The sequence below is a fragment of the Corynebacterium sp. HMSC069E04 genome (assembly GCF_001813175.1).
GTDB lineage: Bacteria > Actinomycetota > Actinomycetes > Mycobacteriales > Mycobacteriaceae > Corynebacterium > Corynebacterium aurimucosum.
In genome coordinates, this window is record NZ_KV811636.1 from 1 (window position 1) to 24,438 (window position 24,438).

At 61.9% G+C, this 24,438-nt stretch carries 36 protein-coding genes; 24 read left to right on the top strand and 12 right to left on the bottom strand.

Annotated features, from left to right (window positions below; all coding sequences use genetic code 11):
• Positions 1–153: 153 nt before the first annotated feature.
• The 6 genes from HMPREF2896_RS02495 to HMPREF2896_RS02520 are packed head-to-tail and all read right to left on the bottom strand — an operon-like array spanning position 154 to position 3,217.
• Entirely contained in the window at positions 154–720 is a 567-nt protein-coding gene (locus tag HMPREF2896_RS02495; RefSeq protein WP_070717456.1) for an Asp23/Gls24 family envelope stress response protein, read from the bottom strand.
• Positions 713–1,291, bottom strand: a complete 579-nt coding sequence (locus HMPREF2896_RS02500) for a DUF6286 domain-containing protein (RefSeq protein WP_070717459.1) — start codon at positions 1,289–1,291, stop codon at positions 713–715. Before HMPREF2896_RS02500 ends, HMPREF2896_RS02495 begins: the two co-directional genes overlap by 8 nt.
• Positions 1,284–2,186: an Asp23/Gls24 family envelope stress response protein gene (locus HMPREF2896_RS02505; protein ID WP_070717462.1), complete on the bottom strand. Its 903-nt coding sequence runs from the start codon at positions 2,184–2,186 to the stop codon at positions 1,284–1,286. Before HMPREF2896_RS02505 ends, HMPREF2896_RS02500 begins: the two co-directional genes overlap by 8 nt.
• Positions 2,186–2,380: a hypothetical protein gene (locus HMPREF2896_RS02510; RefSeq protein ID WP_010189668.1), complete on the bottom strand. Its 195-nt coding sequence runs from the start codon at positions 2,378–2,380 to the stop codon at positions 2,186–2,188. The genes HMPREF2896_RS02505 and HMPREF2896_RS02510 overlap by 1 nt, the downstream gene beginning before the upstream one ends.
• A 32-nt stretch (positions 2,381–2,412) precedes the next feature.
• Positions 2,413–2,718, bottom strand: a complete 306-nt coding sequence (locus HMPREF2896_RS02515; protein ID WP_070717463.1) for a hypothetical protein — start codon at positions 2,716–2,718, stop codon at positions 2,413–2,415.
• A 1-nt stretch (position 2,719) separates the two neighbouring features.
• Positions 2,720–3,217 carry an Asp23/Gls24 family envelope stress response protein gene (locus HMPREF2896_RS02520; protein WP_070717467.1) on the bottom strand — a complete coding sequence of 166 codons (498 nt, stop codon included), beginning with the start codon at positions 3,215–3,217 and terminating at the stop codon, positions 2,720–2,722.
• A gap of 648 nt (positions 3,218–3,865) precedes the next feature.
• Between HMPREF2896_RS02520 and rpsJ the strand changes: the two genes are divergently transcribed.
• The 12 genes from rpsJ (at position 3,866) to HMPREF2896_RS02580 (ending at position 9,945) form a co-directional block, all read left to right on the top strand.
• Positions 3,866–4,171, top strand: a complete 306-nt coding sequence (rpsJ, locus tag HMPREF2896_RS02525; RefSeq protein WP_003848085.1) for a 30S ribosomal protein S10 — start codon at positions 3,866–3,868, stop codon at positions 4,169–4,171.
• 35 nt (positions 4,172–4,206) lie between these two features.
• Positions 4,207–4,863 carry a 50S ribosomal protein L3 gene (gene rplC / locus HMPREF2896_RS02530; protein WP_010189651.1) on the top strand — a complete coding sequence of 219 codons (657 nt, stop codon included), beginning with the start codon at positions 4,207–4,209 and terminating at the stop codon, positions 4,861–4,863.
• Positions 4,860–5,522, top strand: coding sequence for a 50S ribosomal protein L4 (rplD, locus tag HMPREF2896_RS02535; RefSeq protein WP_010189650.1), 663 nt, complete (start codon positions 4,860–4,862; stop codon positions 5,520–5,522). The genes rplC and rplD overlap by 4 nt, the downstream gene beginning before the upstream one ends.
• Positions 5,522–5,824, top strand: a complete 303-nt coding sequence (rplW, locus tag HMPREF2896_RS02540; protein WP_010189649.1) for a 50S ribosomal protein L23 — start codon at positions 5,522–5,524, stop codon at positions 5,822–5,824. The genes rplD and rplW overlap by 1 nt, the downstream gene beginning before the upstream one ends.
• A 35-nt stretch (positions 5,825–5,859) precedes the next feature.
• A complete protein-coding gene (gene rplB / locus HMPREF2896_RS02545) occupies positions 5,860–6,696 on the top strand; it encodes a 50S ribosomal protein L2 (protein ID WP_010189648.1) in 837 nt (278 codons plus the stop codon).
• Positions 6,697–6,709: 13 nt separating this feature from the next.
• Positions 6,710–6,988: a 30S ribosomal protein S19 gene (gene rpsS / locus HMPREF2896_RS02550; protein WP_010189646.1), complete on the top strand. Its 279-nt coding sequence runs from the start codon at positions 6,710–6,712 to the stop codon at positions 6,986–6,988.
• A 3-nt stretch (positions 6,989–6,991) separates the two neighbouring features.
• Complete coding sequence (rplV, locus tag HMPREF2896_RS02555) at positions 6,992–7,354, top strand: 50S ribosomal protein L22 (RefSeq protein WP_010189645.1); 363 nt, start codon at positions 6,992–6,994, stop codon at positions 7,352–7,354.
• Complete coding sequence (gene rpsC / locus HMPREF2896_RS02560; protein WP_070717470.1) at positions 7,354–8,100, top strand: 30S ribosomal protein S3; 747 nt, start codon at positions 7,354–7,356, stop codon at positions 8,098–8,100. The genes rplV and rpsC overlap by 1 nt, the downstream gene beginning before the upstream one ends.
• A 3-nt stretch (positions 8,101–8,103) precedes the next feature.
• Positions 8,104–8,520: a 50S ribosomal protein L16 gene (gene rplP / locus HMPREF2896_RS02565; RefSeq protein ID WP_010189643.1), complete on the top strand. Its 417-nt coding sequence runs from the start codon at positions 8,104–8,106 to the stop codon at positions 8,518–8,520.
• The gene (rpmC, locus tag HMPREF2896_RS02570) at positions 8,520–8,750 is read left to right on the top strand and encodes a 50S ribosomal protein L29 (RefSeq protein WP_010189642.1); all 231 of its coding nucleotides are present in this window, start codon (positions 8,520–8,522) and stop codon (positions 8,748–8,750) included. The genes rplP and rpmC overlap by 1 nt, the downstream gene beginning before the upstream one ends.
• A 2-nt stretch (positions 8,751–8,752) precedes the next feature.
• Positions 8,753–9,034 (top strand): 30S ribosomal protein S17, encoded by a 282-nt coding sequence (rpsQ, locus tag HMPREF2896_RS02575; RefSeq protein WP_010189641.1) that lies wholly within the window; start codon positions 8,753–8,755, stop codon positions 9,032–9,034.
• A 188-nt stretch (positions 9,035–9,222) separates the two neighbouring features.
• Positions 9,223–9,945: a hypothetical protein gene (locus HMPREF2896_RS02580; protein ID WP_070717474.1), complete on the top strand. Its 723-nt coding sequence runs from the start codon at positions 9,223–9,225 to the stop codon at positions 9,943–9,945.
• A 54-nt stretch (positions 9,946–9,999) separates the two neighbouring features.
• On the opposite strand, the gene HMPREF2896_RS02585 is transcribed toward HMPREF2896_RS02580, so the two are convergent.
• Together HMPREF2896_RS02585 and HMPREF2896_RS02590 are read right to left on the bottom strand one after the other, a co-directional pair.
• On the bottom strand, positions 10,000–10,392 hold the full coding sequence (locus HMPREF2896_RS02585; protein WP_070717476.1) for a hypothetical protein: 393 nt from the start codon (positions 10,390–10,392) through the stop codon (positions 10,000–10,002).
• A complete protein-coding gene (locus tag HMPREF2896_RS02590) occupies positions 10,389–11,258 on the bottom strand; it encodes a carbohydrate kinase family protein (protein WP_070717550.1) in 870 nt (289 codons plus the stop codon). The genes HMPREF2896_RS02585 and HMPREF2896_RS02590 overlap by 4 nt, the downstream gene beginning before the upstream one ends.
• A 21-nt stretch (positions 11,259–11,279) precedes the next feature.
• Between HMPREF2896_RS02590 and HMPREF2896_RS02595 the strand changes: the two genes are divergently transcribed.
• The 6 genes from HMPREF2896_RS02595 to HMPREF2896_RS02620 all read left to right on the top strand — a co-directional run bounded on the left by HMPREF2896_RS02595 (position 11,280) and on the right by HMPREF2896_RS02620 (position 17,164).
• Positions 11,280–12,596, top strand: a complete 1,317-nt coding sequence (locus HMPREF2896_RS02595) for a glycoside hydrolase family 32 protein (protein WP_070717478.1) — start codon at positions 11,280–11,282, stop codon at positions 12,594–12,596.
• A 112-nt stretch (positions 12,597–12,708) separates the two neighbouring features.
• The gene (locus tag HMPREF2896_RS02600) at positions 12,709–14,715 is read left to right on the top strand and encodes a sucrose-specific PTS transporter subunit IIBC (RefSeq protein WP_070717481.1); all 2,007 of its coding nucleotides are present in this window, start codon (positions 12,709–12,711) and stop codon (positions 14,713–14,715) included.
• A 290-nt stretch (positions 14,716–15,005) separates the two neighbouring features.
• Positions 15,006–15,374 (top strand): 50S ribosomal protein L14, encoded by a 369-nt coding sequence (rplN, locus tag HMPREF2896_RS02605; RefSeq protein WP_070446572.1) that lies wholly within the window; start codon positions 15,006–15,008, stop codon positions 15,372–15,374.
• A gap of 4 nt (positions 15,375–15,378) precedes the next feature.
• The gene (gene rplX / locus HMPREF2896_RS02610) at positions 15,379–15,693 is read left to right on the top strand and encodes a 50S ribosomal protein L24 (protein ID WP_005527724.1); all 315 of its coding nucleotides are present in this window, start codon (positions 15,379–15,381) and stop codon (positions 15,691–15,693) included.
• Position 15,694: 1 nt separating this feature from the next.
• Positions 15,695–16,246, top strand: coding sequence for a 50S ribosomal protein L5 (gene rplE, locus HMPREF2896_RS02615; RefSeq protein ID WP_010189579.1), 552 nt, complete (start codon positions 15,695–15,697; stop codon positions 16,244–16,246).
• 132 nt (positions 16,247–16,378) lie between these two features.
• Positions 16,379–17,164: a formate/nitrite transporter family protein gene (locus HMPREF2896_RS02620; protein ID WP_070710825.1), complete on the top strand. Its 786-nt coding sequence runs from the start codon at positions 16,379–16,381 to the stop codon at positions 17,162–17,164.
• Here HMPREF2896_RS02620 and fdhD read toward each other — a convergent pair.
• Positions 17,133–17,984, bottom strand: a complete 852-nt coding sequence (gene fdhD / locus HMPREF2896_RS02625) for a formate dehydrogenase accessory sulfurtransferase FdhD (RefSeq protein WP_070710826.1) — start codon at positions 17,982–17,984, stop codon at positions 17,133–17,135. The genes HMPREF2896_RS02620 and fdhD overlap by 32 nt on opposite strands.
• Entirely contained in the window at positions 17,981–18,229 is a 249-nt protein-coding gene (locus HMPREF2896_RS02630) for a DUF6457 domain-containing protein (RefSeq protein WP_010189574.1), read from the bottom strand. Before HMPREF2896_RS02630 ends, fdhD begins: the two co-directional genes overlap by 4 nt.
• 311 nt (positions 18,230–18,540) lie before the next feature.
• On the opposite strand from HMPREF2896_RS02630, the gene rpsH reads away from it, so the two are divergent.
• From rpsH to rplO, 6 genes are read left to right on the top strand one after another with little or no spacing between them, the layout of a single operon-like run.
• Positions 18,541–18,924 carry a 30S ribosomal protein S8 gene (gene rpsH, locus HMPREF2896_RS02635; RefSeq protein ID WP_010189573.1) on the top strand — a complete coding sequence of 128 codons (384 nt, stop codon included), beginning with the start codon at positions 18,541–18,543 and terminating at the stop codon, positions 18,922–18,924.
• A gap of 14 nt (positions 18,925–18,938) precedes the next feature.
• The gene (gene rplF / locus HMPREF2896_RS02640) at positions 18,939–19,475 is read left to right on the top strand and encodes a 50S ribosomal protein L6 (RefSeq protein WP_010189572.1); all 537 of its coding nucleotides are present in this window, start codon (positions 18,939–18,941) and stop codon (positions 19,473–19,475) included.
• Positions 19,476–19,478: 3 nt separating this feature from the next.
• The gene (gene rplR, locus HMPREF2896_RS02645) at positions 19,479–19,880 is read left to right on the top strand and encodes a 50S ribosomal protein L18 (protein WP_070717484.1); all 402 of its coding nucleotides are present in this window, start codon (positions 19,479–19,481) and stop codon (positions 19,878–19,880) included.
• A gap of 40 nt (positions 19,881–19,920) precedes the next feature.
• On the top strand, positions 19,921–20,547 hold the full coding sequence (rpsE, locus tag HMPREF2896_RS02650) for a 30S ribosomal protein S5 (protein ID WP_010189568.1): 627 nt from the start codon (positions 19,921–19,923) through the stop codon (positions 20,545–20,547).
• Between the two features lie 3 nt (positions 20,548–20,550).
• Entirely contained in the window at positions 20,551–20,736 is a 186-nt protein-coding gene (rpmD, locus tag HMPREF2896_RS02655; RefSeq protein ID WP_010189565.1) for a 50S ribosomal protein L30, read from the top strand.
• Between the two features lie 3 nt (positions 20,737–20,739).
• A complete protein-coding gene (gene rplO / locus HMPREF2896_RS02660) occupies positions 20,740–21,189 on the top strand; it encodes a 50S ribosomal protein L15 (RefSeq protein WP_010189563.1) in 450 nt (149 codons plus the stop codon).
• A gap of 253 nt (positions 21,190–21,442) precedes the next feature.
• On the opposite strand, the gene HMPREF2896_RS02665 is transcribed toward rplO, so the two are convergent.
• Both HMPREF2896_RS02665 and HMPREF2896_RS02670 read right to left on the bottom strand, forming a co-directional pair.
• Positions 21,443–22,924, bottom strand: a complete 1,482-nt coding sequence (locus HMPREF2896_RS02665) for an FAD-binding oxidoreductase (RefSeq protein ID WP_070717487.1) — start codon at positions 22,922–22,924, stop codon at positions 21,443–21,445.
• Positions 22,925–22,941: 17 nt separating this feature from the next.
• Positions 22,942–24,249 (bottom strand): class I SAM-dependent methyltransferase, encoded by a 1,308-nt coding sequence (locus HMPREF2896_RS02670; RefSeq protein WP_070717490.1) that lies wholly within the window; start codon positions 24,247–24,249, stop codon positions 22,942–22,944.
• Between the last annotated feature and the right edge of the window lie 189 nt (positions 24,250–24,438).

Here is a 24,438-nt window from a genome sequence, read left to right on the forward strand (position 1 = left end):
TAAAACAGCACCAGCAACCCCGCAACCGGAAGCAGAAACCGCCTGCTTACCGGTGGGCAAAACGCCAACCGCGGAGGCAAGAGAATGCGAGGTTAGTAGGTGCCGCAAGGCGAACGTAGGCGGTGAGTAAGCCCGCTCGCCGCGCGCGGCGGCCTAGACGGTAGCGTTGCGGACCTTCGTGAAGTGAACCTTGTACCGCGTATCCACATCCACGTCCGGGAAGGCCGCGCGGAAGTCGCGGTCATTGACCTCAATGGCATCCTTGATGCGCAGCAGCGGGGTATCGGGATCCGCTAGCACCTCATACTGCAACGTCGGCCGCGAGCGGTCGTAGGCTACCAGCCGCGATACTTTCTCCACGCCCTCAATGTCAGCGAGAGTATCCGCTACCGCCCCTGCAATCGCGGGCATCTCCGTCTTAATCGCACCCTCCTCATTCGATTCCTCCGAGGGCATCGAATTAAAGCGATGATGGCGCAGGTTGCTTATCACCAGCCACAGGCCGGTGAGGGCACAGATGATCGTCGCCAAGCCCAGCGCAAAAGGCCACCAAGACTGCCCAGGCAGACCCGCCCACGTGTCGTGGTCCACCCACGAGGCCAAGTACGTAGCGAAAGGCACGTCGAAGTGGATGAGAATCGGCCACACGCCCAAAGCTATGAGCAGGATTCCCAACACCGCAAGTATCGCGCGGTCCACACCCGCAAGCTTCTTAGACATTGGCGATGTCCTCCTGTTCATTCTCAATCACCACGGTAACCTCCGGCGCTGGCGTGATAGCCGCCAGCGCCGCCGTCACCGCTTCAGTCACGCGCTCCTTAAGCTGCGCATCATCGGCATCGCCCGTGGCCGTGACCGTGATACGGGAGCGCTCCTTGGTGATCTTGGCCCGACTCCGCGCCGCCGTCGTTCCCGGCACCCGACGCGCCGTTGCCGACGCCACCCGTGCAATATCCACCGCGCGCAGCCACATCGACGCATCCTCGGAGCCAATCCGCACGTGCGTTGTCTTCCGCGGCGCACACGCCGCCCACAACAGAATCAACCCGACGAAGATCGCCACGCCCCCGGCCACAAGCATCCATGTATGGATCTCCGGCGAGGACATCACGTCGATGAAGGGCTGCAGCCACGAGGTTGCGCCCTCGTTGGCACCTGCCACCCAGGCCTCACGCCCCACGATGACGGCGGCCGCGAGCAGCAGGATGCCCACGATGATGGTCCACCCCCGCGCCGGTGGGGAGGCTTTCGGGCGTTGGCCAAAGCCAGCGGGCAGCGAGTTCTCACTCATGTTGACCTCCTTCGCGGATGGTGATGGCGCGCAGCGGCACCGGACGTGGAACGTCTACCTGGCGTGTGAACTCGGCCGAGGGCCGAATCGCAATTGGGCGAAGCTGAAGCGGCTTGGCATGCGGGACGCGAAGCGGAGAAGTATGCGGAAGGTCCACGCCGCGCGGTTCAACCGGGCGGGGCACTTCGACGTGGCGCAGCGCGAACTCCCGTGGCGCAGGCACCGAGCGGACCTGTACCGGCGCAGGATCCGTGACTGCGCGCAGCGGCTGCGGTTCGGCCGTGTGGATGGGGCGCAGCTTGTCGTAGCGATTCTCGCCAGGGCCGAAACCTTCCGTGCGCACCTTAACGTCCGCAGGCTTGCCGACGCCCCTCACCCGCACCGCCTCCGGCACCCTCACCGTGCGTACAGGGACCGGCGCAGGGGCCGACACTTGGCGCACCGCGGCGCGCTGGCTTACGTCCACCGGCTTCACAGCGCGCTCCGGAACAATCGCCGGAATCTGCGCCGGCAGTGGCGCGCGTGTCTCGACCGCCAGCGCGGTTGTACGCTCGCCTGGGACCGCACCGCCCACCGTTACGTTGACGCGAGTGGTGCGAAAACCTGTGAAATCGCGGACTGCCTCGCGGATTGCCGTGCGGACTGCCTTCGCCACCTCGGTGACGGGGGAGGGCCAGTACACAGCGATGTCGACATCCACCGCCACCATCTGCGTATCCGGATCCATTTGCGCCATCACGCGCGGAAAGGCGCGGCCGGCGAGGCCGGCTAATTTGGCGTCGACAGCCGCGGTCCCCGGCACGCTCGCAATGGCGGCGTTAATGACCTTCTCCATCGCGCGCAGGGAAAAGCGGGTTCGCCCGAAGAGGGCGACCCCGGTTGATTCGGTGCTCACTAGCCTCGGCCTCTATCCTGGCCGACCACGCCCTTCCACACCGCGGTGAGGTCAATGCGGCCGTCGAAATGCGCGCCGATGACGCCGCCGACCGCGGCAAGCAAGACCGCGAGCGCGACGTACCACACGCCGAGGTAGATGAAAAAGGCCAGAACCAAGCCGGCGATCACGCCGAGGGAGGTGTAGTTCTTCATGGTTTTCCTTTAGTTCTGTATGTCGGTTCCTTTTAGATCGCGTCGTCGAAGACCACGTCTACGCGGCGCACTGCGGGCCAGGTGGCGCGGACGGTGGTGCGGGTGACGTCGCCAAGCTCGGCGAGTGGTACGCCTGCGCTGACATCAACGACAATGTGCAGCTCCAGGTGCGTGTCATCCTGCGGGCTGGGGCGGCGGATGCCGTGCACGCGCTCACCGGGAAAGAGCAGCGCGACCTCCCCGAATCGGCCGGGCGAGAGCTTGGCGACGCCCCTCAGATCCGTCACCGCCGCCGCTATGGACGTGGCAAGGGGGAGGGTGAGCTCGGCAGAGGTCACGTTATGCCTGGCCCTGGGTAACCGCCGGGGTTGCCTCGGCGGACTCGTCCTCTTCCTTCGGTAGCTTGACGTCGTGGACGACGACGTCGACGCGGTCGACGGACAGGCCGGTCATGCGCTCGACCGCATTCATGATGTTGCGGCGAATGGCTTCGGCGAGCTCGTGGATGGCCACGCCGTATTCGGCGATGATGGCGATATCGATGGAGGCGGTGCCGTTGTTCACCTCGACGCTCACGCCCTGGCGGACGTCCTCGGAAGCGCCGAAGGATTCGCGGATGGAGCCCATCATGCGGGCGCCACCGCCGCCGAGGGCGGCGACGCCGGAAACCTCGCGGGCGGCGATGCCGGCGATCTTGGACACAACGACATCATCGATGCGGGTGGTGCCGAAATCGGTCTCTAGGTTCTTGTTGCGCTCCGGGGCAGGGGCCGGGGTGGCGTCGTTCGCCGGGGCGGTCTGCTCGGCGACGTCCTTGGGGGTGGTGTTTTCAGCCATGGTGGATCCCTCTCATTGTGTAGTTGATGTAGGTATGTATCTACGTCACGAGCTTAACCGCGAACGCGGTCCGCGGGGCGGCGGAGAGTCAATCCTTGGCCAAAACGTGATGTTACCCACTGTTTCTACATAAGTTTGGAAAACGCGAGGTTACGTGCTTAAATACAGGGGTTGCTTTAACACAGCGACGTAACCACAGGCTTCAGCTTGTAGGGCGTTGTTGCTGGTAAGGCGAACATGACACCTTTGTTGTGGAGTTCTTTTAGAGCTACACGCGAAGGTCATCCGATCGGGCTAGGTCCGCGCTTGAGCAGAGACAATCCCGAGAAGATGGACCGGAGAAGGGGCATGGCAAATAAACAGCGGCAGTATATGAATAAGACTTTGGTTGCGGATCATTGAGATCTAACGCCCCAGTCTTCTTCCTATTTACTTTGACTACGGGTCTTGTACCCCGTCACGAGCACTGCACTCTGGGCTTTTGCCTTAAGTCGCTCTCGTGGTCGTCATGACAGTCAGACAACTGGCGTTGAGCCATGGCTTCCAGCCCGGACAACGTTATAGAGAAATCGAGAAGCAATTTCCCACCGCTTCACGCCCCGGATACGCCGGGAATGTGAAAGTGGGGAAGCGAGGAAGAGGATAAGCGTGGCGGGACAAAAAATCCGCATTCGGCTGAAGGCCTACGACCACGAGGCCATCGACGCTTCTGCTAAGAAGATCGTCGAGACCGTTACCCGTACGGGTGCTCGTGTTGTCGGCCCGGTGCCGCTCCCAACCGAGAAGAACGTATACGCCGTTATTCGTTCTCCGCACAAGTACAAGGACTCTCGCGAGCACTTCGAGATGCGCACTCACAAGCGCCTCATCGACATTCTCGACCCGACCCCGAAGACCGTTGACGCCCTCATGCGCATCGACCTTCCGGCAAGCGTCGACGTGAATATCCAGTAAGCGATCGACACAACGTATTTGGTGGAGAACAAACAATGAGTGAAAACGAGATCAAGGGAATTCTGGGCACCAAGCTCGGCATGACCCAGGTCTTCGACGAGGAGAACCGCGTTGTGCCGGTGACCGTCGTCGAGGCTGGCCCGTGCGTGGTTACCCAGATCCGTACGAAAGAAACCGATGGCTACAACGCCATCCAGATTGCCTTCGGCGAGAAGGACCCGCGCAAGGTCAACAAGCCTGCAACCGGTCACTTCAAGAAGGCTGGCGTGACCCCGCGCCGTTACGTCGCTGAGATCCGCATGGACGACACCTCCGCATACGAGGTCGGCCAGGAGGTCAAGGTGGACATCTTCGAGGGCGTGTCCTTCGTTGACGTTACCGGCACCACCAAGGGTCACGGCTACGCTGGCGCCATGAAGCGCCACGGCTTCGCAGGCCAGGGCGCTGCCCACGGTAACCAGGCTGCTCACCGCCGCGTTGGTGGCATTGGTGGCGCTTCGTTCCCGGGCCGCGTCTTCAAGGGTAAGCGCATGGCTGGCCGCATGGGCCAGGACCGCGTGACCACCCAGAACCTGAAGATTCAGAAGATTGATGCCGAGTCCAACCTGCTGCTCATCAAGGGTGCTATCCCGGGTGCGCGCGGTGGCCTCGTCACCGTTAAGACCGCAGTGAAGGGCGGTGCACACGCATGAGCAACCTCAAGCTAGACGTCCAGACCGCTGACGGTAAGACCAACGGCACCGTTGAGTTGCCGGCCGAGCTCTTTGACACCGAGGCATCCATTGCTTTGATGCACCAGGTAGTCAACGCACAGCTCGCTGCTGCTCGTCAGGGTACCCACAAGACCAAGACTCGCGGCGAGGTCCGCGGCGGTGGTCGCAAGCCGTTCCGTCAGAAGGGCACCGGCCGCGCCCGCCAGGGCTCCATCCGTGCGCCTCACTACACCGGTGGTGGCACCGTGCACGGCCCGGTCCCGCGTGACTACTCCCAGCGCACCCCGAAGCGCATGATCAAGGCTGCTCTCTACGGCGCACTGTCTGACCGTGCACGTAACGAGCGCATCCACGTCATCGAGGAGCTCGTCCCGGGCCAGACCCCGTCCACCAAGCAGGCCAAGGCTTTCATCGAGCGCCTCACCGACCGCAAGAATGTTCTTCTGGTCATCGGCCGCGAGGACATCAATGCTCGCCGCAGCGCCAACAACCTGCCGAACGTCCAGATCCTGGACGCCGGCCAGCTGAACACCTACGACGTCCTCTACTCGGACGACGTTGTGTTCTCCGTTGAGGCTCTGCACACCTTCGTCGAGCGCGCTACCGGCGCCGCCGAGGAAGCTAAGGAGGAGAAGTAATGGCTAAGCTCGCTAACCCGCGCGACGTCATCATCGCACCGGTTGTGTCCGAGAAGTCCTACGGCCTGATGGAACAGAACGTCTACACGTTCTACGTCTCCACGGACTCCAACAAGACCCAGATTAAAGATGCCGTCGAGCAGATCTTCGGCGTGAAGGTTGCTTCCGTGAACACCGTGAACCGTGCAGGCAAGCGCAAGCGCACCCGCACCGGCTACGGTCAGCGTAAGTCCACCAAGCGCGCCTACGTGACGCTCCGTGAAGGCAGCGACTCCATCGACGTCTTCGGCGCAGGCGCTTAAGCCCCACCGAAGAGCCGAAAGGAAAAGGAAGAATTATGGCTATTCGTAAGTACAAGCCGACAACTCCGGGTCGCCGCGCATCCTCCGTGTCCGAGTTCGAGGAAATCACTCGCTCGACCCCGGAGAAGTCCCTGCTGCGCCCGCTGAGCAAGACTGGTGGTCGTAACAACTACGGCCGCATCACCACCCGCCACATCGGCGGTGGCCACAAGCGCCGTTACCGTCTGATCGACTTCCGTCGTACCGACAAGGACGGCATCCCTGCAAAGGTCGCACACATCGAGTACGACCCGAACCGTACCGCCAACATCGCCCTCCTGCACTACGCAGATGGCGAGAAGCGCTACATCATCGCCCCGAAGGGCCTGAAGCAGGGCACCATCGTCGAGGCTGGTCCGAACGCGGATATCAAGGTTGGCAACAACCTGCCGCTGCGCAACATCCCGACCGGTACCACCATCCACGCTGTGGAGCTCAAGCCGGGCGCTGGCGCTAAGCTGGCCCGCTCCGCTGGTGCCTCCATCCAGCTGCTGGGTAAGGAAGGCAAGTACGCCATCCTGCGTATGCCGTCCTCCGAGATCCGTCGCGTCGACATCCGTTGCCGCGCCACCGTCGGTGAGGTTGGCAACGCTGACCAGATGAACATCCGTTGGGGCAAGGCCGGCCGTATGCGCTGGAAGGGCGTCCGCCCGACCGTCCGCGGTGTCGTTATGAACCCGGTTGACCACCCGCACGGTGGTGGTGAGGGTAAGACCTCGGGTGGTCGCCACCCGGTGTCGCCGTGGGGCCACAAGGAAGGCCGCACCCGCAACCCGAACCGTTACTCGAACAACATGATCGTGCGCCGTCGTCGCCCGAACAAGAAGCGCTAAGAGGAGGTAAACAATGCCACGCAGCCTTAAGAAGGGCCCGTTCGTCGATGAGCACCTCCTCAACAAGGTTGATGCTCAGAACGAGGCCGGCACCAAGCAGGTCATCAAGACCTGGTCTCGCCGCTCCACCATCCTGCCCGACTTCATCGGTCACACCTTCGCCGTCCATGACGGCCGCAAGCATGTGCCGGTGTTCGTCGAGGACTCCATGGTTGGTCACAAGCTCGGTGAGTTCGCACCCACCAAGACCTTTAAGGGTCACGTCAAGGACGACAAGAAGGGACGTCGATAAGCGATGAGTGACACCATCACCTCCGCATCCGCAACGGCTCGCTACGTCCGCGTTACCCCGATGAAGGCACGCCGCGTCATCGACTTGGTCCGCGGTAAGTCCGTAGCCGAGGCACTTGCAATCCTGAAGTACGCTCCGCAGGGCGCCGCTGAGCCGGTTGCCAAGGTTGTTGCATCCGCAGCTGCCAACGCTGAGAACAACTTCGGTCTGGACCCGCGCACCCTGGTCATCTCCGAGGCTTATGCCAACGAGGGGCCGACCATGCGTCGTTTCCAGCCGCGCGCACAGGGCCGCGCATTCATGATTCGTAAGCGCACCAGCCACATCACCGTGGTTGTCGAGAGCCAGAAGGAAGGGGCCAAGTAATGGGCCAGAAGATCCATCCTCACGGCCTACGTTTGGGCATCACTTCCGACTGGAAGACCCACTGGTACGCCGATAAGGACTACGCAAACTACGTAGCCGAAGACATCAAGATCCGCGAGTACCTGGAGAAGGGCCTCGACCGCGCCGGCATCGCCGACGTCGTCATCGAGCGCACCCGCGACCGCGTCCGCGTGGACATTCACACCGCCCGCCCGGGCATCGTGATTGGCCGCCGCGGCGCTGAGGCTGACCGCATCCGTCGTGAGCTGGAGAAGCTCACGGGCAAGATGGTTGCCCTCAACATCCTCGAGGTCAAGCAGGTCGACGCCAACGCAACCCTGGTTGCACAGTCCATCGCGGAGCAGCTGGTTAACCGCGTCGCATTCCGTCGTGCAATGCGCAAGGCTATTCAGTCCGCTATGCGCCAGCCGCAGGTCAAGGGCATCAAGATTCTGCTGTCCGGCCGCCTGGGCGGTGCAGAAATGTCTCGCGTTGAGCGCTACCACGAGGGTCGCGTTCCGCTGCACACCCTTCGCGCCGAAATCGACTACGGCACCGCAGAGGCCCACACCACCTTCGGCCGCATCGGCATCAAGGTGTGGATCTACAAGGGTGACGTTGTCGGTGGCGTCCGCGAGTCCGAACAGAACGCTCCGGCGCAGGGCCGCGGCCGCGGTGACCGTAACGGTCGCTCGCGTCGTGGTGGCCAGCGTCGCCAGCGCGCACAGCAGAAGCAGGAGGGCTAATCCATGCTGATTCCTAAGCGCGTCAAGTACCGTCGCCAGCACCGCCCGACCCGCTCGGGTGTGTCCAAGGGCGGTAACCGCATCAACTTCGGTGACTACGCTATCCAGGCTCTTGAGCCGGCGTACATCACCAACCGCCAGATTGAGGCCGCACGTATTGCCATCAACCGCCACGTCAAGCGTGGTGGCAAGGTGTGGATCAACATCTTCCCGGACCGTCCGCTGACCCAGAAGCCGCTCGGCGTGCGTATGGGTTCCGGTAAGGGTCCCGTCGAGAAGTGGGTTGCCAACGTTAAGCCGGGCCGCATCCTCTTCGAGATGACCTACCCGAACGAAGCTACCGCCATCGAGGCTCTGCGCCGCGCCGGCCAGAAGCTTCCGTGCAAGGTCCGCATCATCAAGAAGGAGGACCAGTTCTAATGGCTACCGGTACCCCCGCCCACGAGTTCCGTGAGCTCGACAACGCTGAGCTGGAGAACCGCCTGAAGGATGCGAAGGAAGAGCTCTTCAACCTTCGCTTCCAGAAGGCCACCGGCCAGCTGACCAACAACCGCCGCATCGGCACGGTTAAGCGCGACATCGCCCGCATCTACACCGTTCTGCGCGAGCGCGAGCTGGGCCTGTCCGTTGCTCCGGGAGCTGAGGCTTAATCATGAGTGAGGCAAACGTGAACACTAAGAAGGAAAAGGGCGCTCGCAAGACCCGCACCGGCATCGTTGTCTCCGACAAGATGAATAAGACCATCGTTGTCGAGCTCGAGGACCGCAAGCAGCACGCCCTCTACGGCAAGATTATGCGCACTAACAAGAAGGTTAAGGCGCACGACGAGAACGAGACCGCCGGCATCGGCGACCGCGTTCTCATCGCCGAGACTCGCCCGCTGTCCAAGGACAAGCACTTCCGTCTCGTCGAGATCGTTGAGAAGGCTAAGTAATATCTAGCCCTCTTCGATATCAATGACCCCTACGTTCACCGTGGGGGTCATTTTTTCTGCCCCCTACCGGGCTGAATCGGCGCAACACAGCACAGGCTGGCTAGGGGAATGCTCTCCGATTTTATCCGGCTGCGCTGCAGGAACGTGCTAGGGTTAGGCCGTTCATCTCCTGAAAGGTTTAACGCCGTATGTCCGCGTTCTCTCGCTCTCTGCTTACCCTTGTCTGCGTTTCCTCCGTAGCGGCCCTCGTCGGTTGCGCCGCAGAGGAGCCGGCCCCCGTTGCTGCCGACGCCCCGGCTGTGGACTCCGCCGCGGACGTTTCACCTACGCAAGCTAAACCGGAGTCGGCGGCGCAGCCCCAGCCCAGCACCGAAGCTGCCGGACCCAAACCGACGCTTCCGGCGGGCTACTCGCCTGGTGCCGGTAAATCTGGCACCGCCGAGGTCACGAAGACACCTGCACCCAACGATGGAAACAATGCCGAGGCGGACACCTCCGTCACCAGTGGCATCGAAAAGTGCGAGTACCGGAAGGATCGCGTTGCCAGTGAGGGCAATCCTGCCGATGCTCCCACCACGGTGTCAGGCACTGTGCACAAGGCCAAAGCAGGCGACCTCGATGGTGGCGTGCCAGGCATTGTCGTGTCCGATTACGCCTCGACAGAGGTCTGGTTCTTGGCCTTGGATGCGCCCACCACCTTGAGCGGATATAAGAGTGGCAGCCCGTCACGGAAAACGTTGACCTTTTCCGGCAAGAGTTGCATTGGGCTCGTCGAGAAAAGCGCGTGGGCAGGCTACGAGGGCAAGCACGTCACCTTGCCCTTTGAACCCGACCGCGGCTGGTGGCAAAGCGATACGAGCGTTCCTATGGGTGCGCTGTACGTGGACTACACCCCAGACGAAGTCCTCTAGGGAACGCGTGCTCTGAATCGGGCGGCGAACCCGGGGGCGGAAGCCTCCAAGAGTCTAGCGTGTGCCCCGGTGCGTGAGTGCAATGGCGAGACAGAACGCGCTCAACACCGCGCCTACCGCGAGAAGGAACGTGCCGATACGGTAGGGCGTGGCGCTCACCAGGTCGATGGTGTTATAAATCCGCAGCCACACCAACCAGCCAGCGATGAGCGCAGCGCTGGCTACCGCCGACAGGGCTCGTAAACCGCGGGTGGGGCGCTGGGAGGGGGAGAAGGCGTGGTAGGAGGCGTCGACAAGCGTGAGTGCGGCGAGCACCACCGACGCCCACGCCGCAAGCGGCACCGGTAGTAGTGCTGCAGCGCCGAAGAGCACCGGCAGGATGAAGGCCACGGCCACCAGCACGAAGAGCAGGCCGTGCAGGACGCCGGCGCGCAGTGGATAACTCACAGGCGCTCCTCCACCTCAGAAAGCGTGGGCGGCTGCGCGCCCGTGCGGGACACCGTAATGGCTGCGGCCGTCGCCGCAAAGCGCAGGATTTCCCGCCACTCCTCGACGCCCAGCGCATCAATATCCCGCTCCACCACCTGGCTCAAGAGCGCGGCCATGACTGTGTCGCCCGCGCCGATGGTGTCCGCCACCTCTACCGTGACCGGCGGGACCTGCACCGATACCGAATCTGTGCGCACACTGAGCCCCTCCGCGCCACGCGTGGTTACGACCACAGGCACTTGTGCCAGCGCGTCCTCACCGAGGAACTCAACTTCTTCCTCACTCAGCTTCAGCAGCGTGACGTGCGGCAGCAAGGACAGCAAGAACTCACGGTGCGCCGGGGTGGCGAAGAAGGGGCGGATGTTGGGATCCAAGGCCACTTTCGTGCCCTGTGCCGCAAGCTCCTGAAGCAGCGCGGCATAGCGGGATGCGCCAGGCTCCAAGGCGAGGGAGACGGTGCCGAAGCAGGCCCAGGGGACGTCGGCAAGCACAGGCTCCACCAGGCGGTCCGCCGTGCCCTCCGTATAGAAAGAATAGGTGGCCGACCCGTCCTCCCCGATATTGCAGACCGCTAGTGTTGTGGGCTCGTCACCGCGCTGCACGAGCGAGGTATCGACGCCCTCTTCAGCAAGGCGTTCAATCAGCGCCTGCCCGAATGCATCCCGCGAGAGACGCGACTGAAATCCCACGTTTGCACCCAAACGCCCCGCCGCGACCGCTACGTTGAAGGGGCCGCCACCCAAGGCCGGGGTTAAGTCCGCCAGCTGTCCGCGTCCCCGTGGTACGAGGTCAACGAGGCCTTCGCCACACACCATAATGTCCATGGACCCCATACTATCGAGAGCATGAACTACCGTCCGCTTTTCCACCTCTCTCCGCCCTCCGGCCGCCTGAACGACCCCAACGGAGTTTTCATCGACGGCGATAACCTGCATGTTTATTATCAGCACGACCCCTGCTTCCCCCACGCGGCAAAGCAGACGGGCTGGGGGCATGCCGTGGCTTCCTTGAGCGAGGCGAAACCCTGGCGGCACTACCCGGACGCGCTGTACCCCATCCGTGAGCACGACGCCCACGGTTGTTACTCGGGTGGTGCGGTGGTCGACGGCGAGGACGTCTGGCTGTTTTATACCGGCAACCTGAAGCGCGAAGGCGTGCGGATTCCCTCGCAGAACCGCGTCCGCGCAGTCGATGCGGGTGGTCCGGAGGGCGGCCTGTACGAGCACGATCCCGCGAATCCACTCATCAATGGGCCCGCGGAGGGCTTCACGGGGCATTTTCGCGATCCCCAGATCACCTGCGATAAGGACGGCTGGCGCATGGTGCTCGGCGCCCAGGCGGAGGATGAAACGGGGCACGCCGTGCTCTACCGTTCTACAGATCTGGCGCAGTGGTCCTTCCAAGGTCCGCTCACCTTTGATACCTCGGGCGCTGAGCCGGGCCTCAGCCCGGACCTGGTGCCGGGTGGCTACATGTGGGAATGCCCCAACCTCGTCACTATGTGTGACCGCGCGACGGGGGAGGACAAGGACGTCCTAGTCATCTGCCCGCAAGGTCTTGAGCCGGTGCTTGCCGACGGCACCACGCACTATGCCTCCTCCGACCAGTGCGGCTACCTCGTGGGCCGCTTGGAGGGAACGGTTTTCCACGTCGAGCGCGGCTTCAGCGAGCTGGACTATGGCCACCAGTTCTATGCGCCGCAGCTGGTGGAAAAGGATGGCGAGGCCATCATGCTGGGCTGGATGGGGCTGCCCGCGCAGGATGACACCCCGACGGTTGCGAAAGGCTGGGTCCACACGCTCACCTTGCCGCGGCGCGTGTGGCTGGAGGATGGCTGGTTGCGCCAGGCGCCGCTGTGGTCCGTGCCGGCGGGGCCGGCACGAGAGGGGTTCGGTTCTGTAGCAACGCTGACGGCCGGCGAGGGAACGTATGTGCTTATCGACGACTCCGGTGCCGACGCTTTCCGCGTCACCTACGGCGAGGGAAAGCTGCGGCTTAACTCTGGTGAAGATGAGCGCGTCGTGTCCTGCCCGGCGGGTTCTGTGGAGCTCATCGCGGATGGCTGCGCGGTAGAAGTCTTCGCGGGCGATGGGCGGATTGCGGGGGCGTCGGCAGTCTTTGGTGCCAGCGACGCTCGCTGGCGCGGTTGGGAGGCCCGTTAGGGTGTGAACTTTCCTATATTTGCGCCCGATTGCTTGGCTTTATGTTGAGTGACGTGTCTAATAAGAGGTGACACTGTTAAATTCATCTCACTCTCCGAGGAGGCACGCCGGAATGGATCACTCACAGGTCGCGGCGCGAATACTCTCAGCCATCGGCGGCGAAGACAACATCGTGGCGCTGGCGCACTGCGCCACCCGCCTGCGGATGGTGCTCAAGGACAGCAAGAAGGTCGACAAGGCCGCGCTGGAAAATGATCCGGACCTCAAGGGCATCTTTGAGGCCGGGGGCATGTTCCAGGTCATCGTCGGACCGGGCGATGTCAACATCGTCTTCGACCAGCTCAACAAGATAACCACCAAGGACATCGCGGTGTCCACGGACAAGCTCAAGGACATTGCCGCCGACTCCGGCAACTGGTTCTCCCGCGCGGTAAAGGTCCTCGCGGATATCTTCGTACCGCTCATCCCGATTCTGGTCGGCGGCGGTCTGCTCATGGCGCTCAACAACGTGCTGACAGCCAATGGCCTGTTCGGCGAGCAGTCCGTCATTGAGATGTTCCCTGCCATGGCGGATGTCGCCGGGCTCATCAACCTCCTGGCGTCCGCGCCGTTTGCCTTCCTGCCCATCCTGGTGGGCTTCACCGCCACCAAGCGCTTCGGCGGCAATGAGTTCCTCGGCGCCGGCATGGCCATGGCCATGGTGATGCCGGACCTAGTGAACGGCTACCAAGTGGCCGCGACCATCGAGGCGGGCGAGATGTCCTACTGGAACATCTTCGGCCTCGACGTGGCCCAGGCGGGCTACCAGGGTTCCATCCTGCCGATTCTGGTCATCGCGTGGATTCTGGCCACGATTGAGAAGTTCCTGCACAAGCACCTCAAGGGCACGGTGGACTTCATGCTCACCCCGCTGCTCACGCTGCTGGTGACGGGCTTTATCACCTTCATTGCGGTCGGTCCTGTTCTGCGTACTGCCGGCGACATGCTCGGCGCAGGGCTCAACAACCTCTACACCTTCGCCGGCCCGGTGGGCGGCTTCATCTTCGGTTTGTTCTACTCGCCGATCGTCATTACCGGCCTGCACCAGTCCTTCCCGCCGATTGAGACGATGTTGTGGAACGAGGGCGGTTCCTTCATCTTCGCGGTGGCCTCCATGGCTAACATCGCCCAAGGTGGCGTGGCCTTGGCGGTCTACTTCCTTGCTCGCTCTGAGAAGCTCAAGGGCTTGTCCGGTGCCTCGGGTGTCTCCGCACTCTTCGGTATTACCGAGCCTGCCATCTTCGGTGTGAACTTGCGCTTGCGCTGGCCTTTCTACATCGGCATGGGCGCTTCCGCAGTGGCCTCGACGTTCATTGCGCTTCTCGACGTCAAAGCCACCGCCCTCGGTGCCGCCGGCTTCATCGGCTTCGTCTCCATGCGTCCCGAGGATTACACGCAGTTCTTCATCTGCGCCTTTACGTCTTTGATCCTTTCCTTCGGCGTGGCCTTTGTATATGGCCGCTACCTGATTGCGAAGAATGGTTCCATCGACCCCGATGAGGTCGGTGCTGCCGGCACCGGCGTGGGTGGCGCGGTTCCTGCCGCCACCGCTGACCCGAATGCCTACCGCGTGGCTTCCCCGCTGGCTGGTAAGGCCATCGCCTTGGAGTCGGTCTCCGACCCGATGTTTGCCGCTGGAAAGCTGGGCGCGGGCGCGGCCATCGAGCCGACCGAGGGGCGCCTCGTCTCCCCGATTGACGGCAAGGTTACCGTCACCTTTCCTTCCAAGCACGCGTATGCCGTGCGTGGCAAGGATGCTGACGGCAACAACGTGGACATTCTCATGCACATCGGCTTCGACACCGTGAACCTGAAGGGCGAGCACTTCACCTCGCACGTGTCCAAGGGCGATGAGGTGAAGGCTGGTGACCTGCTGTGCGAGTTCGACATCGCAGCCATCAAGGCCGCCGACTACCCGGTGACCACGCCGGTCGTCGTGTCCAACTCGAAGAAGACAGGCCCGGTCCTGCCGGCCTTCGTCACGGGCGAGGAGATTTCCTTCGGCGATGCATTCCTTACCGTGGACCCGAAACCAGAACCTGCTGATGCGACAACCACCGCATCAGCCTCCAAGGCCTAGGAGTGCAGGCGCGAGCGAGGGGGATGCCGCATGGGAGCTCCGTCATGCAACCGGGCTGTGGGAAGCAGCGGGGCGTGCAATTTGGGGAAACAGTCTAAGGCATGCTTGAATGTATGGGTTGCATATGGCCGGTCGGTGCAGCGCGATGCGTTTCCGAATCGCCGCACCGAGACCCTTCGACCGCTGTGAACAGCGAGTTCGTCGCACAGCCTGTGCCACATAAGCAAGTAGACCAGGTGTGTCAAGGACGGAAATCTTGACGCACGTTAATCCAGGTCAGGAGACCCATAGTGATTCAGAAAGAATCGCGTCTGCGCGTCGCCGATAACTCTGGTGCACGAGAGATCCTCGTCATCCGCGTTCTCGGCGGCTCCGTTCGACGTTTCGCTGGCATTGGTGACATCGTCGTCGCCACTGTCAAGGAAGCCATCCCGGGTGGCAACGTAAAGGAAGGCGACATCGTCAAGGCCGTCATCGTACGCGCCAAGAAGGAGACCCGTCGCCCGGACGGCTCCTACATCGCATTCGATGAAAACGCCGCAGTTATTCTCAAGGGTGACAACGAGCCGCGCGGTACCCGCATCTTCGGCCCGGTTGCTCGCGAACTTCGTGACAAGCGCTTCATGAAGATCGTTTCTCTCGCACCGGAGGTGATCTAGTCTTATGAAGATTCATAAGGGCGATATGGTGATCGTTATTTCGGGCCCGGACAAGGGCGCGAAGGGCAAGGTCATCGAGGCATACCCGAAGCGTGACAAGGTCCTCGTTGAGGGCGTTAACCGCGTCAAGAAGCACGTTGCTAACTCCGCTACCGAGCGTGGCGCCGAGTCCGGCGGAATCGTTACCCAGGAAGCTCCGATCCACGTGTCCAACGTTGCGATCGTTGACTCCGAGGGCAACCCGACCCGCGTGGGCTACCGTTTCGACGAGAACGGCAAGAAGGTCCGCATCGCACGTAGCAACGGGAAGGACATCTAAAATGAGCGAGAACTACACTCCGCGTCTGAAGACCCGCTACCGCGAGGAAATCAAGAAGGCTCTGAACGAAGAGTTCAAGTACGAGAACGTGATGCAGATTCCGGGCGTCACCAAGGTTGTCGTCAACATGGGTGTGGGCGACGCTGCCCGCGACTCCAAGATGATCAACGGCGCTCTCGAGGACCTTACCGCTATCACCGGCCAGAAGCCGCAGGTGCGTCGCGCTAAGAAGTCCATCGCTAACTTCAAGCTCCGTGAGGGCATGCCCATCGGCGCACGCGTTACCCTGCGTGGCGACCGCATGTGGGAGTTCCTGGACCGCCTGCTGACCATCGCGCTGCCGCGTATTCGCGACTTCCGCGGTCTCTCCGACCAGCAGTTCGACGGCCACGGCAACTACACCTTCGGCCTCAGCGAGCAGACCATGTTCTACGAGATCGACATCGACAAGGTGGACCGCCCGCGCGGTATGGACATCACCGTCGTCACCTCCGCTACCAACGACGAGGAAGGCCGCAAGCTCCTGCGCGAGCTCGGCTTCCCGTTCAAGTAAGCGGCGACACTTTCTCTTTGAGATAGAGAACGACCCCCGGTACTCCCTGCAAGGAGGCCGGGGGTTTCGCGCGTCCTGACACGGAGTACGATATCGGGTGCCTTAACGTTTCTCGAGCCAGTGAGGTACTGGATGTCTCTCAACGAAGCCGCCGCCGTTGCGGTGAAGAAGAAGCTCACGCTTCTCGACGAATCCCTCGCCCGTTTCGCCGTGCGAGCTACCCTGGCGGGCGCGTACCTAGCCATCGGCACGGCATTCGCTGGCGTAGTGGGGATGGGTGTCGAAAAGCACGCGGCTGGCTTGGGCTCCTTGGTTTTCGCTGCGCTTTTCGGGCTCGGCCTGTTCGCCATTGTCATCTTGGGTGCTGATTTGGCCACCAGCAACATGATGTACATGGTCTACGGCGCGGTGAAGAAGCAGGTGGGGTGGGGAAAGGCGCTGTGGTTGCTCGTGGTGACCACGCTGTTTAACCTCGTCGGCGTAGTGATTTTTGCCGCCGCCATGTCGGTGTCCGCGAAGCTGGGAAACATGGACCCGGGTCACCTTATCGCCACGATGTCGGCGGGGAAGCTGGAGAAGACCCCGGGCGGTCTTTTCGTCGAGGCCATCGTTGCCAACTTCGTGGTGAACATGGCGATCATCGGGGCGATCTCGGCCAAGGAGCTGGTGTCCAAATTCTTCGTCATCGTTCCCATCATCGCGTGCTTTGTGGGCTTAAGCCTTGAGCACGTCATCGCGAACTTCTGTCTGATGATGCTGACGGTCTTCTGTGCTAGCCCGCTGCCCGATGCCTTTAGCCTGGGCGCGGTGCTCACCAACTGGTCCATCGCGTGGATGGGAAACCTCATCGGCGGTGGCTTCCTCATGGGTGGGGTCTACGCGTGGCTTAACTCCGGCCCGGAAGCGTATCGCGACTAAGTTGACCCGAATAAAGGTTGAATCGGTCGCCGCGGGCAAAGCCGACGAGCGCCATGCCCGTCTCCCGGGCGGTTGTGACGGCTAGGGAGGAGGCTGCGGAGACCGCGACAAGCATGCCGAAGCCGGCCATAGCGGCCTTGTTGACGAGTTCGAAGCTGGCGCGCGAGCTCATGACCAGAATGAGGTCACTGGCGGGCAGCTTTCCTTCCATGAGCAGGTTGCCGATGACCTTGTCGGCGGCGTTGTGCCGCCCGACGTCCTCGCGCACCACGACGGGAGCGCCGTCGAGAGTAAAGGCCCCGGCAGCGTGAATACCTCCGGTTTTACGGAACTGCTTCTGCTCCCGCTTGAGGGCCTCGGGCAGCTTGGCGACGACCCCCGGATCCACCGGCACCTGTGGAATCTCGTAGCGTGACTGCTTCATGAGTGCCTCGATGGAGGAGGTGCCACACACGCCGCAGGCGGACGTGGTGGTGGTCAGACGCAGATCGGCGAGCGTGAGCGCGTGGGGGTTAGCCAGCTCCACGTCGAGCAGATTATAGGGATTGCGCCCATCCACCGAGGCGCCGGCGCAGTAGCGGGCCCCCCGGACGTCACTGACCTTCTCAATGTGTCCTTCGGAGTGGAGGAAACCATGTGCCAGCTCGACGTCGTGTCCCGGGGTGCGCATCGTCGTCGTTAGTGTTTGCCCGCCGACGCGGATCTCCAGCGGCTCCTCGCCGGCGACGGAATCGCCACGGGTATCGACTTGGGTGACGTGGCCGTTCTCATCGAGGCGCACCTTGGTCACAGCGAATGTGGCGTTGACGCGCCCGCTCATCGGTTGAGGGCCTCCTTCAAGGTGGCAATGTGTGCACGGGCCTCATCGGTGTTCTTGGACGCGAGCCCCACCAGGTAAGCGGTTAGGGGAGCGGCGGGCCGGGACTGGGTATGCGCAACGTCTTTGGTCAGATCGAGAAGTTCTTTGATCAAAGCGGTGGCCTCCTCGGGAGAGGCGCCGATCAGCTCGGCAGCCTCCTTCAGCCACTGATGGGCGGTGCGGATCGGATCAGGTGTTTCGCTCATGGCTTCCTATGCTAACGCGTTTTGGAAAACTGCATGTCAGCGGGTAGAGTAATCCGACGGACTTGCATTTTTCCACTCCTGTGCCGCGAAAACAGTGCAGGAGGTGCGGAAACGTGCCAAGCCGGAAGAATTGAACACATCTACTTTGTTGTAGGCCCCTCGCCGTAGATAGCGGACCGTTGTCTGTATCAAAGGGTGGCGAGCGCCTCGTGGTATTGACCGCGGGGAGCGTGAGTAGCCCGAAATCACACGGAAAACGCTTTGGTGAGCTTTTGTGGGAACCGCAACGAGAAAGGTTAAAGGTCACTCATATGACTATGACTGATCCTATTGCCGACATGCTGTCGCGCGTGCGCAACGCATCTAATGCGCACCACGACGTCGTGTCGATGCCGACCTCCAAGCTCAAGGCGAACATCGCTGAGATCTTGAAGCAGGAAGGCTACATCGCTGACTACTCCGTCGAGGGCCACGAGCTGTCCCTCGAGCTTAAGTACAACAACCGTGAGCGTTCCCTCTCGGGTCTGCGTCGCGTGTCTAAGCCGGGTCTGCGTGTGTACGCAAAGTCCACCGAACTGCCGCAGGTTCTGGGCGGCCTGGGCGTGGCTATCATTTCCACGTCTCAGGGTCTGCTTACCGACCGTCAGGCTCAGGAGAAGGGTGTAGGCGGAGAAGTTCTCGCCTACGTCTGGTAAGGGAGGATTGACACATGTCTCGTATCGGTCTAGCACCTATCGCCGTCCCGAAGGGCGTCGACATCACCATCAATGGCCAGGTTGTCAACGTTAAGGGTGCCAAGGGCACCCTCGAGGTTGAGCTGCCGGAGCCGATCACCGCAGCCGTCGAGGATGACGAGATCAAGGTCTCCCGTCCGGATGACGACCGCAAGAACCGCGCCCTGCACGGTCTGGCCCGCTCCCTGGTCAACAACGCCGTTGTTGGCGTGACCGAGGGCTACACCAAGAAGATGGAAATCTTCGGTGTTGGTTACCGTGTCCAGCAGAAGGGTAAGGACCTGGAGTTCTCTCTGGGTTACTCCCACCCGATCCTCATCGAGGCTCCGGAGGGCATCACCTTCGCTGTGGATGGCGCAACCAAGCTCTCCGTATCTGGTATTGACAAGCAACTGGTTGGACAGGTCGCCGCGTACATCCGCCGCCTGCGTAAGGACGATCCTTACAAGGGCAAGGGTATTCGCTACGACGGCGAGCAGGTCCGCCGCAAGGTCGGAAAGACGGGTAAGTAAGCAATGGCTAACACTGAAAACGCAAAGCGCACCCCGGTTGGCAAGGACATTTCCTCGCGTCGTCGTGAAGCACGCGCGCGCCGCCACTTCCGCATCCGTAAGACCCTCCGCGGCACCCCTGAGGCGCCGCGTCTGGTCGTTCACCGCTCCTCCCGCCACATGCACGTTCAGGTCATCGACGACCTGGCTGGCCACACCCTGGCTGCCGCTTCCTCCATGGAAGCCGACGTGCGTGCACTCGAGGGCGATAAGAAGGCCAAGGCAGCCAAGGTCGGCCAGCTCATCGCTGAGCGCGCCAAGGCCGCTGGCATCGAGCAGGTCGTCTTCGACCGTGCAGGCTACAAGTACCACGGCCGCGTTGCTGCGCTGGCCGAAGCCGCTCGCGAAGGTGGTCTGCAGTTCTAATGATTAAGGCATACGGAAACATCAACGGAAGGAACGCCTAATGTCGGACCGTGAACAGCGTGACGGCGGACGCTCCGCCGAGAACAACAACGACCGCAAGGGTCGCAACAACGGCCGTCGTAACGACCGCCGCAACCACCAGGACAACGAGCGCGATAAGTACATCGAGCGCGTTGTGACCATCAACCGCGTCGCTAAGACCGTTAAGGGTGGCCGCAACATGTCCTTCACCGCTCTCGTCGTCGTCGGCGACGGCCAGGGCATGGTGGGCGTCGGCTACGGCAAGGCCAAGGAAGTCCCGGCCGCAATCCAGAAGGGTGCAGAAGAGGCTCGCAAGAACTTCTTCCGCGTCCCGATGATTGCTGGCACCATTACCCACCCGGTAGAGGGTCGCGACGCAGCTGGCATCGTGATGATGAAGCCGGCCGCTCCGGGTACCGGTGTCATCGCCGGCGGTGCTGCTCGTCCGGTGCTTGAGTGCGCTGGCGTGCAGGACATCCTGTCGAAGTCCCTGGGCTCCGACAACGCTCTCAACGTCGTCCGCGCTACCGTGGACGGCCTCAAGCAGCTGGTTCGCCCTGAGGAAGTTGCCGCACGTCGTGGCAAGTCCCTCGAGGAGGTCGCACCGGCCCAGATGCTGCGCAAGCGCGCAGGTCAGGAGGCATAAGCAATGGCTCTGAAGATTACTCAGGTAAAGGGCCTTGTGGGCACCAAGCCGAACCACCGCGCAAACATGGAGTCGCTTGGTCTCAAGCGCATCGGACACTCTGTTGTGAAGCAGGACACCCCGATCATCCGCGGTATGGTTCACAAGGTGCGTCACCTGGTCACCGTCGAAGAAGTGGCAGGGGAGTAAACCATGGCTGATATCATCAAGCTCCACGACCTGCGCCCGGCCGCAGGATCCAACAAGCCCAAGACCCGCGTCGGCCGCGGTGAGGCATCCAAGGGTAAGACCGCTGGTCGCGGTACCAAGGGCACCGGAGCTCGTAAGCAGGTACCAGCTGCTTTCGAGGGTGGCCAGATGCCGATCCACATGCGTCTGCCGAAGCTTAAGGGCTTCAAGAACCCGAACCACGTTGAGTACCAGGTAGTCAACGTTGCTGACCTCGCAGAGGCTTTCGCTAACGGTGGCGACGTCACCGTTGCGGACATCGTTGCTGCTGGCCTGGTTCGCAAGAACCAGCCGGTCAAGGTTCTGGGCAACGGTGAGATCAACGTTAAGTTGAACGTCACCGCTGACAAGTTCTCCAAGTCTGCTGTTGAGAAGATCGAGGCTGCTGGCGGCACCGCCACCGCAACCAAGTAATTCTCTTACAGGCTCTGTGAGAGCCATAGCCCTCCCGCGGCGCCACCTTTCGGTGGCCTTCGGGAGGGCTTCTGGTGTTTTCGGGGTAGCCCCTGGGTGCAGAAGGCATGAGTACCTTTTGAGGGGTACCTTATGGCTTGTGCGTTATGTATTGACCTGGGGGTTTACGTGGAGAGGCCCGCAAAAGGTATCTCTCAAAAGGTATTAATGCCTTTTGGGAGAAACCTTATGGCATGAAATTTATGCGGCGCCGTTAGGCCTCGTTGACCGTCTTCTCGTAGAGGCTGGGGAAGCGGCCATCCGGATCGGTGACGGCCTTGATTCGCTCCGGGAGGTTTCCGCCGTAGAGCTTGGCAAATTCTTCGGGGGAGTAGAATGCCTCCGAATACAACGATTTATGCCCGCCGAGTTCGCTGACTTTAGCTTCGATGACGCGATTGAAGGCGCCATTGCCTGGGGCAGAGGGGTCGACGTGATTGCCCTCCACGCCTGACCAAAAGCCCACGTTGATCCAGGTCTGGCCCGGGCGCAGGGGGTACAGCGGCCACGGAGCTGGGGAATCAGCGGCCAGCGTGCCCGCGTCAACGAGGTCTTCGACGCCCTCGCGCAGCCGAATCGGGCACAGCCACACTGGTTGGATGTCGGAGGCTTGGAAAAACCAATCCAAGAACTCCGGCAAATTGTCCGGTGTGACCTCGATGTCCTGCACCACGCGCTCGGCGCGGGGCAGGCCCTTCGGCTTCTTGATGAAGTTGTACTCCAGCTCGTATTTGCGGTCTAGGCGCACGAGCTTCCAGTAGAAGGAACTGCGGCGCAGCTGCCGCGGCCACACCTTGCGCACGCGCGGATTCTGCGCCCCGAAAGCGCGCGAGCACCAGAACCAGTCCGTGTCCCAGCGCCAGATATAGTCGCGCACCGTGAGGCGGTCGCGGCGGATGCCGCGGGCGTGCTGAAGGCTGCGGTAGAAGATCTTGTCGCGCGTGTAGTCGGAGGTCGGCCCCTCCTCATCCGTAAAACGGGCCATGACGAGGTATGACTCCTCCGGCGAGAAGACCACGCCATCCAGGCCGTGCACTTCGACATCGTCATAGGTGTGGGTGCGGGAGACGTCGTCAAGCGTGTGTGCCAAAGACTCGAAGTCGTGAAAGCGTACCTCCCGCAGCTCCACATAAGGTTTGACCGCGCGCAGCTCAATCTTCAGGCGCACCGCATAGCCCAAGGAGCCATAGGAGTTGGGGAAGAGGCGGAAGAGATCGACGTTCTCCTCGCGCGAGCACGTGACAATATCCCCCGTGCCGGTCAGTATGTCCATCTCCAGGACGGATTCATGCGGCAGTCCATCGCGGAAGCTCGTGGACTCCACGCCCATGCCCGTCACGGCGCCGCCCAGGGTAATGGTCTTGAGCTGCGGCACCACAAAGGGCATAAGCCCATGCGGCAGGGTGGCGTCGACGAGGTCCTCGTAGGTGCACATGCCCTGAACCTCGGCGGTCTGTGCAATGGGATCAACCTCAATCACCCCATCCAGACCGGAGACGTCCAGCCCGGCTTGCTCACCGCTGCGCCCGCGGAACAGGTTCGAGGTTTTCTTGGCCAAACGCACACGCTTATCCTTCGGCACCGCGTGGAAGCTACGCAGGAGCTTATCGACGCCCTCCCGGTGCGCCTTCCAGCCCACCGGCGGAATCTCTACTGGGTCAACGCTGCGGTGATTACGGATGAGATCGGTCAACATAAAACTCCCTTAAGTCTTTAGAAGCGCGAATCTTCCCACCAGCGGCGCTCTGGCACGCCGGCGCGGGAGCCGGCTTCGCCCAGTTTGACGCCCACGAAGTGGTACAGGTTGATGATGTTGTGCTCAAAGCCCCACTCGGAGCCGGCCATATAGATGGCCCACAGGCGCGCGGTGGGCAGACCCACCAGCGAGCAGGCTTCTTCCCAACTCTCCTTGAGGTTCTCGCACCAATCATGCAGCGTGCGCATGTAGTCGAAGCGGAGGGATTCCGTGTGGACAACTTCGAATCCGGCATCCTGCATGCACTTGGTGATGGTGCCGGAGCCGGAGAGCTCGCCGTCGGGGAAGATATAGCGGTCGATGAACCCACCCTTCGGCGTTTTATGGTTATCCGGGTAGGTGATGCAGTGGTTGAGCATCACACCACCTGGCTTGAGCTTGCCGTGAAGGAAGCTGAAGAAGCTGGGATAGTTCTTGACACCGATATGCTCGAGTAGCCCGATGGCGGAGATGGCATCGAAGCCTTCCTCGGTGACGTCGCGGTAATCCAGGAAGCGGATTTCCGCCAGGTCCTCGAGGCCCTCCTCCTTAATCTTGGCTTGGCCCCATTCAGCCTGTTCCTTGGACAAGGTCACACCGACTGACTTCACACCGCGCTTAGCGGCGTAGCGCACCATCCCGCCCCAGCCACAGCCGACGTCCAGGTGGCGGTCGCCCTCCTTGAGGCGCAGCTTGTCGAAGATGAGCCGGTACTTGTTTTCCTGAGCCTCATCCAGCATGGCGTCGGGGGAGGGGTAGTAGGCGCAGGTATATGTCATCGAATCGCCGAGGAAGAGTTCGTAGAAGTCATTGCCCACGTCGTAGTGATCGGAGATGACGTCTGCATCGCGCTCCTTGGAATGCTTGGACAGGCCTTCGTGCAGCTTGCGGCGCAGCCAGGAAGCGCGCTCAACCTCTGGGACCGGCTGGATTTGGAAGGCACCCAGCGAGGCTAAGGAGCGGGCTACCCGGGCCAGTGCCTTGGCGTCCGGGCGGGAGAACTTGTCATACATCGCATGCAAGGCGTCGAAGATGCCATAGGGATGCGCCGGGTGTTCGCCTTCGACCGTGATGCCGTCGGTGACATAGGCGCGGGCGAACCCGACGTCCCCTGGGTGAGTAGCGATATAGGCCAAGCCCTGGAGGTTGTTAATCCTGACGGTGAACTGCGCATCGGCCGGGCCGGTAGAGGAACCGTCGAATGCCTCCCAGCGGAAGGGGTTGGGGCTGGGAACGAAGGTATCGATGATCTCAGCCACGGACATTGGGGTGAATCGCTTACTCATAAAATTACATACTTCTTTCGGTTCAGTGTCTGGCAGATCAAGAACGGCCATACTCCGAGACACTCCAGGCGTCGCCGGAAAGGTCGAAAAGACGTAAAAATCTTGTAAGGACATTGCCTTAAAGCAACGGGGTCCATGGCAGGCCCGATCTGTAGAAGGCGCTAAGGGGGAAAACTATAGGGAGCCCAG

Coding starts and splice junctions, on each gene's coding strand:
- rplE (WP_010189579.1), top strand. CDS start 15,695: ATGAGCGAGAACTACACTCCGCGTCTGAAGACCCGCTACCGCGAGGAA.
- HMPREF2896_RS02495 (WP_070717456.1), bottom strand. CDS start 720: ATGTCTAAGAAGCTTGCGGGTGTGGACCGCGCGATACTTGCGGTGTTG.
- fdhD (WP_070710826.1), bottom strand. CDS start 17,984: ATGAGCGGGCGCGTCAACGCCACATTCGCTGTGACCAAGGTGCGCCTC.
- HMPREF2896_RS02500 (WP_070717459.1), bottom strand. CDS start 1,291: ATGAGTGAGAACTCGCTGCCCGCTGGCTTTGGCCAACGCCCGAAAGCC.
- rplW (WP_010189649.1), top strand. CDS start 5,522: ATGGCTAAGCTCGCTAACCCGCGCGACGTCATCATCGCACCGGTTGTG.
- rpsS (WP_010189646.1), top strand. CDS start 6,710: ATGCCACGCAGCCTTAAGAAGGGCCCGTTCGTCGATGAGCACCTCCTC.
- rplP (WP_010189643.1), top strand. CDS start 8,104: ATGCTGATTCCTAAGCGCGTCAAGTACCGTCGCCAGCACCGCCCGACC.
- rplD (WP_010189650.1), top strand. CDS start 4,860: ATGAGCAACCTCAAGCTAGACGTCCAGACCGCTGACGGTAAGACCAAC.
- rplR (WP_070717484.1), top strand. CDS start 19,479: ATGGCTAACACTGAAAACGCAAAGCGCACCCCGGTTGGCAAGGACATT.
- HMPREF2896_RS02510 (WP_010189668.1), bottom strand. CDS start 2,380: ATGAAGAACTACACCTCCCTCGGCGTGATCGCCGGCTTGGTTCTGGCC.
- rplO (WP_010189563.1), top strand. CDS start 20,740: ATGGCTGATATCATCAAGCTCCACGACCTGCGCCCGGCCGCAGGATCC.
- rpmC (WP_010189642.1), top strand. CDS start 8,520: ATGGCTACCGGTACCCCCGCCCACGAGTTCCGTGAGCTCGACAACGCT.
- HMPREF2896_RS02620 (WP_070710825.1), top strand. CDS start 16,379: ATGTCTCTCAACGAAGCCGCCGCCGTTGCGGTGAAGAAGAAGCTCACG.
- HMPREF2896_RS02580 (WP_070717474.1), top strand. CDS start 9,223: ATGTCCGCGTTCTCTCGCTCTCTGCTTACCCTTGTCTGCGTTTCCTCC.
- HMPREF2896_RS02590 (WP_070717550.1), bottom strand. CDS start 11,258: ATGGACATTATGGTGTGTGGCGAAGGCCTCGTTGACCTCGTACCACGG.
- rplV (WP_010189645.1), top strand. CDS start 6,992: ATGAGTGACACCATCACCTCCGCATCCGCAACGGCTCGCTACGTCCGC.
- rplF (WP_010189572.1), top strand. CDS start 18,939: ATGTCTCGTATCGGTCTAGCACCTATCGCCGTCCCGAAGGGCGTCGAC.
- HMPREF2896_RS02630 (WP_010189574.1), bottom strand. CDS start 18,229: ATGAGCGAAACACCTGATCCGATCCGCACCGCCCATCAGTGGCTGAAG.
- HMPREF2896_RS02520 (WP_070717467.1), bottom strand. CDS start 3,217: ATGGCTGAAAACACCACCCCCAAGGACGTCGCCGAGCAGACCGCCCCG.
- HMPREF2896_RS02595 (WP_070717478.1), top strand. CDS start 11,280: ATGAACTACCGTCCGCTTTTCCACCTCTCTCCGCCCTCCGGCCGCCTG.
- rplX (WP_005527724.1), top strand. CDS start 15,379: ATGAAGATTCATAAGGGCGATATGGTGATCGTTATTTCGGGCCCGGAC.
- HMPREF2896_RS02665 (WP_070717487.1), bottom strand. CDS start 22,924: ATGTTGACCGATCTCATCCGTAATCACCGCAGCGTTGACCCAGTAGAG.
- rpsH (WP_010189573.1), top strand. CDS start 18,541: ATGACTATGACTGATCCTATTGCCGACATGCTGTCGCGCGTGCGCAAC.
- HMPREF2896_RS02600 (WP_070717481.1), top strand. CDS start 12,709: ATGGATCACTCACAGGTCGCGGCGCGAATACTCTCAGCCATCGGCGGC.
- rpmD (WP_010189565.1), top strand. CDS start 20,551: ATGGCTCTGAAGATTACTCAGGTAAAGGGCCTTGTGGGCACCAAGCCG.
- rpsQ (WP_010189641.1), top strand. CDS start 8,753: ATGAGTGAGGCAAACGTGAACACTAAGAAGGAAAAGGGCGCTCGCAAG.
- rplB (WP_010189648.1), top strand. CDS start 5,860: ATGGCTATTCGTAAGTACAAGCCGACAACTCCGGGTCGCCGCGCATCC.
- rpsC (WP_070717470.1), top strand. CDS start 7,354: ATGGGCCAGAAGATCCATCCTCACGGCCTACGTTTGGGCATCACTTCC.
- HMPREF2896_RS02670 (WP_070717490.1), bottom strand. CDS start 24,249: ATGAGTAAGCGATTCACCCCAATGTCCGTGGCTGAGATCATCGATACC.
- rplC (WP_010189651.1), top strand. CDS start 4,207: ATGAGTGAAAACGAGATCAAGGGAATTCTGGGCACCAAGCTCGGCATG.
- rpsE (WP_010189568.1), top strand. CDS start 19,921: ATGTCGGACCGTGAACAGCGTGACGGCGGACGCTCCGCCGAGAACAAC.